This window comes from Streptomyces sp. NRRL F-2664, from assembly GCF_000719345.1.
GTDB lineage: Bacteria > Actinomycetota > Actinomycetes > Streptomycetales > Streptomycetaceae > Streptomyces.
In genome coordinates this window covers 1-7,800 of the sequence record NZ_JOFX01000113.1, presented here as the reverse complement: position 1 = coordinate 7,800, position 7,800 = coordinate 1, and the positions used below count along the sequence as shown (strand labels likewise).

Annotated in this window: 4 protein-coding genes and 4 pseudogenes; 6 read left to right on the top strand and 2 right to left on the bottom strand. The window is 67.5% G+C overall.

Annotated elements, in window-relative coordinates:
• Nucleotides 1-148: 148 nt before the first annotated feature.
• A pseudogene (locus IF89_RS48485) lies at nt 149-302 on the bottom strand (IS110 family transposase); the annotation flags it as partial.
• A gap of 2,283 nt (nt 303-2,585) precedes the next feature.
• Here IF89_RS48485 and IF89_RS45290 point away from each other — a divergent pair.
• The 6 genes and pseudogenes from IF89_RS45290 to IF89_RS48480 all read left to right on the top strand — a co-directional run.
• Nucleotides 2,586-2,709: pseudogene (locus tag IF89_RS45290) on the top strand (IS5/IS1182 family transposase); the annotation flags it as partial.
• A gap of 695 nt (nt 2,710-3,404) precedes the next feature.
• Complete coding sequence (locus IF89_RS41295; RefSeq protein ID WP_158718074.1) at nt 3,405-3,866, top strand: hypothetical protein; 462 nt, start codon at nt 3,405-3,407, stop codon at nt 3,864-3,866.
• A complete protein-coding gene (locus IF89_RS46565; protein ID WP_051808072.1) occupies nt 3,842-4,543 on the top strand; it encodes a hypothetical protein in 702 nt (233 codons plus the stop codon). The genes IF89_RS41295 and IF89_RS46565 overlap by 25 nt, the downstream gene beginning before the upstream one ends.
• 25 nt (nt 4,544-4,568) lie before the next feature.
• A complete protein-coding gene (locus IF89_RS41285; protein WP_051808070.1) occupies nt 4,569-5,804 on the top strand; it encodes a Tn3 family transposase in 1,236 nt (411 codons plus the stop codon).
• 172 nt (nt 5,805-5,976) lie between these two features.
• Nucleotides 5,977-7,107: a WD40 repeat domain-containing protein gene (locus IF89_RS46560; RefSeq protein ID WP_158718073.1), complete on the top strand. Its 1,131-nt coding sequence runs from the start codon at nt 5,977-5,979 to the stop codon at nt 7,105-7,107.
• A gap of 118 nt (nt 7,108-7,225) precedes the next feature.
• Nucleotides 7,226-7,372, top strand: a pseudogene (locus IF89_RS48480) (IS5/IS1182 family transposase); the annotation flags it as partial.
• Here the strand turns inward: IF89_RS48480 and IF89_RS0134210 are convergent.
• A pseudogene (locus tag IF89_RS0134210) lies at nt 7,338-7,800 on the bottom strand (transposase); the annotation flags it as partial. The pseudogenes IF89_RS48480 and IF89_RS0134210 overlap by 35 nt on opposite strands.

Here is a 7,800-nt window from a genome sequence, read left to right as displayed (position 1 = left end):
CGAGTACGGCAGGATAAGGAACCGACGAGGCCCCCGAGTTGAAGAGCTGTGGACGTCAGACATCCCGCTCAGCAGCCCGAGGGCCTCGCCTGTTACGCCCGCCTTGCCGTCACCCGACCAGTGGCCAACCTGAACAAGCTCACTGGATTAGAGGGTTGGCCTCCAGGAGTTCCTCAATCCGGGCGGTCAAGGACGGATTGGAGTGAACTCGCGAGGCTGGGGACGATCAGCGTGGCAGCATCGGTGCTGGGGGCGACGACGGTCTGTTCGTCGAGTGTGGTGAAGATGTCCTCGACCAGCCGCTAATCGTGGCATTTCGCGAGAACGAAGTGGGACACGCTCAATGAAGGAGGCCCCGCCACGGGGCGGGGCCCTCCTCCTGCCTGAACAACAGATGGTGGCCAGCATACGTCGGTGAGCGCGATCCCGTACAGGGGCACCGACCCGATATGAGCTGGCGTTTTTTCCGACTGCGGGGCCACGGGGGGAACCGTCTGCACGTGGACCGAGACCTGCCCTGAGGCGCACGGCCCGGTGTGGGCCTCAGGGCCGGCCGGTCCGGTGCCGGTGACGGCCGGTACAGCTGCTGAGCTCAGCGCGGCGTCGGCGAAGCGGCCGGCGAAGGTGTGCCGAACCTGCAGGGCTCGCTTCCAGCCATGGTCCAGCGTTCGCGGCCGGTGCCCGCGGGGCTGGGGACATGACCGCGAGGCGGACGCACTGCGAGCCGCGTTCTCGCAGGACAAGCGGCCGCAGGTACGGACAGCCCGGCGGATGCGGACATGGACGCGCCCGACGGCGTGGGTGGTGCCGATGATCCGGCGGATCCCAGCGTCGAACTGCACACGGGCCTCCTCCCAACTGCCGGATACCCGCCACACCATTTCTTGCAAGCTCCCGGAACCTGCTGGTGGCGGGCTCTCGGTAGGAGAGGCGCAGACGGGCTTCAGCGGTCTTTTCCCGGTCCTGGCGGCGGGTGCAGCGGGACGAGGGCCCGCAGGAGGTGGACGGCGGTCTGGACGACGGTTGCGGGCCGGACCCCGCCGACCGCGTCGGGCAGGCCCTTGAGCCCTATGCCCTATGGAAGCCGAGGCGGCGCGGGCAGTGGTGCGGAGGCTGCGTTTGGCGGATCCCGCGTGCGGCAGACCTCTTCAGGCAGCGGATGACCTCCTGTTTCGCAGGCGAATGCCTCGGACCACAGCCGCCCCCAGTTGACCAGCGGGGGACAGCCAGCCCAGCGCCCGCACCGGCGATCTCCTGGCTGAGCGCCCGGTACCCACGGTCGGGACACCGCAGAGCCGTCCCCGCCGCGCAAGCTGGGTCCTCCAGACCGGCGGCGGGTGGGGAGCGGGACAAGGGCCGACCGGCTCCACTGCGGGCAGCCCCGCAACTGCCCACGGGCTCGTGCAGGGGCGGTGGTGACCAGAGCGCGGATCGGTCGAGGGGGCGGCGGTCTGGGTGCGGGCTCTGACGGCCGTCCTGCGGGCCCTTTGCGCTGCTGGGGAGCACGGCCACGGCGCGGCGCATGCATTGCCAGGGCCGGGCTTGCCGTTGTCCCTCCCACGCCTCGCGGTCCGGTCGGTCGACCTCCACGGCGGTGATGCCGTTAGCCCACAGGAACTCGGGTCGACCCGGCTCCGCAGGCGCTGGTTGCCTCGACGCCGACGCCGGGACACCGCCGTGCAGGTGCAGCCGGTCCGAAAGCTGCTGACAGCTGGCAGGAGCACCCCGCACAGCGGCTTCTTGGTCATGTTCTCGCTGGTAGGCGCACTTCCACGAGCGGAGTTACACCGTTCTCCCTAAGAGCGGCCGGGTGTGTGCTGCGGTGGGCCGGGGGCCCGCCCGCTGGAGGCGGGCGGGCCCCCGATCGCCTCGGGGAAAGGGAGACGTTCTGCTCAACGACTGCACGTCGTGGTGGTTACGGGCAGCGGGACTCATGTGACCGCCGTACCGGCTGCTGCGCAGTCCCGCCCGCCATGATGGGGGAGCGGCCCGGCAGGGAGCGGCCGGGCCGGCACGGGCGCCCCCGCCCGCCAAGGGGTATCCCGGGCGACGGGCCCGCGCGGATCTCGGACAGTGAGGCTGACCGCGGCTCGGACCGTAGGTTGCTATGGCTGGCTGCACCACGAGCAGGGGTCATCGCGGCTGGTGATGAACGGGGCGGTGGGGGCGCACGCACCGGGAAACTGCAATGCTGCACTTCACCGGGTGGTGGGAACGCGCAAGGGGCCGCCCCGGCTGCGGCGGACTCCTGTCGTGCTCCCCGCAGAATGACCGTGCGGTGAGGTGTCGTAGCCCTCTGGGCGGGACCTGGAGCCGGGTTGTTCCCGGACGGTTGCGAGGGATCGCGGAGCCGCTGCTCCTTCTGCCCGGGACCCGACTGGTCGCTCCAGATTTCCTACGGGGCCACGCCGCAATTCCGGCGTGGTGATGTGCCCGCGGTGGGTGTGGTGAGGGAAGATCGGGTAAGCGCCAGGGTTAGCCGGTCGGGCCCCCTGGCGCGTCCGCATGACTGCCTCTCACGCACCGGGGCGCCGCCGGCGTCACCGGCTACCCGTCGGCGGACACGGCCAGAGGGGCCCTGGGCCACCCGTGAGGGTGACCGCCGGTGCAAGCTGCCTGCCTCTCAGCGGGCCCTGATCGCACTCGTGTATCTGCGCAAGCACGACACCCTCGCCCAGACCCCCGCCCGGATTCGGGACCAGCGAGGGGGGCGGAGGAGATACGCGGGAAACGGGCCACTTGAACACGTCGGGTGACAGCTGACTGCGCTGTGTGTCTGCCCTCTGATGACGGTCCGTGATGATCGTCAGCGTGGGACCACAGGTATTGTGGTTGCTGATCATGTGATTGACGGTGTGTTTGTGGCGTCGGTGGAGCGGACGGCGTATCCGCGGTTCAAGCGGGTCATCTCCGACCGTGAGCTGGCGCAGTTCTTCATTCCCGATGAGGCTGAGGTCGGGTGGGCGGCGAAGCGGACGCATGGGCCGCCCGGAGTAGATCGCTGCTGCCGCGATGGAGGAGGCGGCCCCGGTGCGGGCCTCGGTGGTGGACCTGGTCAACGTCGCGCTCGAGGAGATCGTGCGCGCGGGCCTGGAACTGCCGGGCTTTTCGACACTGGACCGGATGGCGGCCTCGGTCAGGACGCGGGTGGAGGGTGAGATATTTGCCCGGATCGCCGAGCAGGTGGCTACGGCCCGGCCCCGTCTGGCGGGGTTGTTGGTGGTACCGGACGGTGAGCGTCGCAGCCCCTTCGACGTGATCAAGGAGCCGGGACGGCGGGCGACGTGGTCCAGGTTCCGGCAGCACGGTGAGCGCGTCGATCTCGTTGATGGCTTCGGTGACGCGGCCAGGTGGGTCGAGGGGGTCGCTGCCGCCAAGGTCAGCGCGTTCGCGGAGCAGCCCGCGTGCTGTCGGTCGGCGAGATGCTGGACATCAGCGAGCCGCGCAGGACCGCTCTACTCGCGTGCGTGGTCGCCAAGGCCAGGGCTCGGGTGCGTGATGAGTTCGTGGTGATGCTGTCCAAGCGGATGGCGCGGCATGGCAAGCGGGCCCAGGAGGAGCTGGCAGACCTGGAGCAGCGTCACAAAGCGTCCACCGAGCAGCTGCTGGTCTCCTATAAGAACGTGCTGACGGTGCTGAAGGAGCACAGTTCCGACGAGCGTGCCGGTCTGAGCGGGCAGGGGAGCCTGGACGAGGCGTTGGCCGTGAAGCGTGTCCGCGAGGTGGTGGAGGGGAATGGTGGCTTCGATGCCCAGCTGGCGGAGATTGAAGCCCTGGCGGCGTACCGGGCGGGAACTGGACGCCTCTGGTCGAGCGGTTCTTCCGTCCTGACCGGCCGACGATGTTCAAGCTCGCCCAGATCCTGACCTTCGTGCCCACCTCCCGGGACCGCAGCGTGCTGGACGCCCTGGAGCACGCCGTTGCCAACCGGCACCTGACCCGTGAGCTCATCCCCGACACGCCCCGGGCCCCCGGGGCACCGTCAGACGACGGGGATCCCGCACCGCCACAGGTCCTGGACCTGTCGTTCGCCTCGCAGCAGTGGCGCACGACGGTGTATGCGAAGGACCAGCCGGGGATGCTGGTGCGCCGGCACTGCGAGGTCATGGTCTTCACCTACCTCGTCGAAGAGCTGCGCTGCGGGGACATAGCCGTAGTGGGAGCCGAGGACTTCGGCGACTGGACCACGATGCTGCTGCCCTGGGACCAGGCGAAGTCCCAGGTAGCGGAGTTCTGCGAGCAGGCAGGCATCCCTGGTACCGCCGACGGGTTCGTGGACAACCTGAAACAGCAGCTCACACAGGTCGCCGAGGAGGTGGATGCCGGCTATCCGGACAACGCGGACCTGACGATCGACCCAGTATCGGGTGTTCCCTCTCTCAAGCAGCGCACCGGTCGCGAGCGCACCGTCTCCGCGGCCGCGCTGGAGGCGGAGCTGGATCAGCGGCTGCCGGCCCGGGGCATCCTGGAGCACCTGGCCCGGGCGGCCCACTGGACCGCCTGGTGGCACCGCCTCGGACCCCTCTCCGGGTCGGACCCTTAAACTGAAGGAACCACTGGCCCGGTACGTGGTCACCGCGTTCACCTACGGCTCCGGCCTCGGCGCCACCCAGGCCGCCCGCCACATGAGCACGGTCTCCGCGCACGAGCTGGCCGCGATCGCCAAACGCCACTGCACGCCCAAGAACTTGGCCCGGGCGGGCGCCGACATCGTCGACGCGCACCTGGACCTGGACTTGGTGCGGTCCTGGGGCGATGGGTCAGTAGCAGCGGTGGACGGCACGATGATGGATTCCGCCGTCGACAACCTCCTCGCCGAGACCTCGATCCGCTACGGCGGATACGGAGGGATCGCCCACCATCTGGTCGCCAACACCTACGTCGCGCTCTTCTCCAGGTTCGTGCCCTGCGGCGTCTGGGAGGCCGTCTACCTCATCGACTCCCTCCTGCAGAACCAGTCGGCGGCCCAGCCGGAGCAGGTCCACGCCGATACGCAAGGCCAGTCCTTCCCTGTCTTCGGGCTCGCGCACCTGCTGGGGATCGATCTTCTGCCCCGGATCCGCAACTTCCAGGACCTCACCTTCCACCGCCCTGACCCCAAGACGCGCTACCGCCACATCGACCAGCTGTTCTCCACCGACCCCCGAATCGCCATCGACTGGGACCTCATACACCGTCACTGGCCCGACCTCATGCAGGTCGCGCTCTCCGTCAAACAGGGCACCGTCTCCTCGGTGACCCTGCTACGCCGGCTGAACAACCGGTCGAGGAAGAACCAGATCTACCAGGCGTTCCGCGAGGTCGGCCGTGCCGTACGCACGATGGTGCTGCTGCGCTACCTGTCCGACCCGGCACTGCGGGAACAGATCCAGAAGGCGACGAACAAGGCCGAGGCCTACAACGGATTCACCAAATGGCTCCACTTCGGCAACGGCGGATGGCTGACCAGCCGCGACCCGGAACTGCAGGACAAGGCGGTCAAGTTCCTCGACCTCCTCGCCGCAAGTGTCATCTTTTCCACCAGCATCGACATGACCCGGGCCCTGCGGCAGATGTCCCGCGAGGGCTGGACTCTGAACGTCAGCGATCTTGCCGTACTCAGCCCGTACCGGCGCGAGAACGTCCTCCGCTTCGGCGACTACACGACCGACCAGCTCCACATACCCCCGCCCGCCTACAACCCGTCCATCACCGCTGCCACCAAGGAGACGGCAAAGCAGAGGGCAGGTGGCGGTAATCCCAGTCTCCTCGTGGGGCCGAAGTCCTTACCGGATGCACCTCTCTCGCGGGGACGGCGGCGGTGAGCAGCGGGGCGGGCCCGGTCGATCTCCCGCGGCTTCCCGAGGCCCGTCCTTTCGGAGGAATGCGCTTCAGGTGCTGATCTGACCGATCAGGGGAGTTGCGGCCGAAAGCCCGGTGCCCATGATGTCAGGGCACGCCAGTTAATGGCTCCCCCTGGTATGGAAAGAGACAAACATGCAGGCCTCGAAAAATAACAGCCCCTCTGCGGTGCCGGGGCGTATGCGCCGCGTGCTGCTGGGAGCCATTCTAGCCGCCGGAATCGCCGCACCGACTTCAATGGCAGGAACTGCTTTCGCCGCCGACGCGGTGTCCACCCCGCCTGCTTCTGCGGCTTCGGCCCCGGGCGCGGAGGCTTCGGCCGATGGCGTTGATACGCGGTGGAACGCAGCACAGATCCCCATGGGGCGGTTCGCCGGAGATCTCGCTATGTCACCGGACGGAAAGCGTGCATATGTTGCTGCGGCAGACGGAATCGGCGTCATTGACACCGCTACCGGCAAGCTTGCTGAAACTTTCTCGTCGGCTAATCCAGGAAGCAGACTCGGTAGAATCGCCGTTTCTCCGGACGGAAAACGCCTTTATGTTGCCGACCCGGGCGGAATCCGCGTCGTCGACGCGTTCACGGGTCAGTTGACGGGAGTTGTCGAGCTGGGTCAGGATAGCTTTCCTTTCGCCGTTGCGGTGTCACCGGACGGTCACAAGCTCTACGTAACTTCGTCGGCTCTGTCTGGGTCTCCTGCGATCAATATAGTTGACACAGCGACGGATAAAGTCTCTGCCCGCATCGATCTGAGCTCTGTGGGCCTTGGCACTACGCCCATTACCGTCTCTCCTGATGGCAGCCGCGTTTATGTCTACGGCGCCGGAGGTGTAACCGTACTCGACACGGCCACGAATGAGATCCGCACTCTAGCGTCGGTGACGTCACGTGATGGGAACACCATTAAGGTCTCCCCGGACGGCCGATACCTTTACACCTTCGGTATCAATACCGCTACCTGGAATGAGGGGATCCAGGTAGTCGATACGGATTCCGATCAGGTCGTGGCGACCGTTGCAGCGCCGTCCCCTGTGTCGAACATGACCCTGAGCGCAGACGGTAAGACCCTATTCGCGGCCACGGAACGCGGCGAGGTCCTGGAGGTCAACACCGGTGACAACAGCGTCCTGGAAACCCTGGAGACCGGCCCCACCTCCCAGTGGGACGCCGGAATGGCCATTACTCCTGATGGCAAACATGTCTACGTCTCCAATGTCAACGTTGAGCAGGGGCATCACCGGGTAACTGCCTTCACCCGCCAGTAGACGCAGATGTCGCATCGGGGCGCACACCGGAGGCCACGGTCGTGGTCATGGTCACGGGATGTGCTCGCGACCATGACCGGGGTCCTATCCGCGGTAGCGCCCGGGGCATGCCCCGGGCGACGGCACGCTCGCCGAGTGCCACCGTGTCGGCAACGGCCGGGACGACTGCTCAGGCAAGCACCGCCGCCACGGGGTGAACATCCAGGCGGTCACCGGTCCGGCCGGTGGACTCATCTGGTACTCACCGGCCATGCCCGCACGGACCGCGGAAGGGCTTCTGCTGGTGTTCTCCTACCGAGGGTTTTGCGGGGCCTCGTGTTGAGGGCTTGTGCAACAGCTTCGAGGTCGTCCGGCTGCCAGCGGGAAAGGCCGGTTCCCTCTGGAGCCCCGATTCGATGCGGAGTTGGGCGTGCTGGGCCAGTTCGGTGTCCCGGTCCCAGGTCAGCGACCTGCGTAGTTGCCGGGGCAGTGTGGTGATGGTGGCGGTGATCGCGTCCTTCACTGCCTCGGCGCCGCGGCCGGCGAGCGCGGGTCCGTTCTTGGTGCGTGGTTCGGTGCCGAAGCCCTCTATCCGGGGCAGGTGCAGCAGCATCGTGAACCGCCTGCTGCGTTCGACGAGCGTTCCGATCGCGGACCGGCCGGTCCCGATGATCAGATCGCCCTCCCAGTGTCCCGGGACGCCACGGTCCTCGG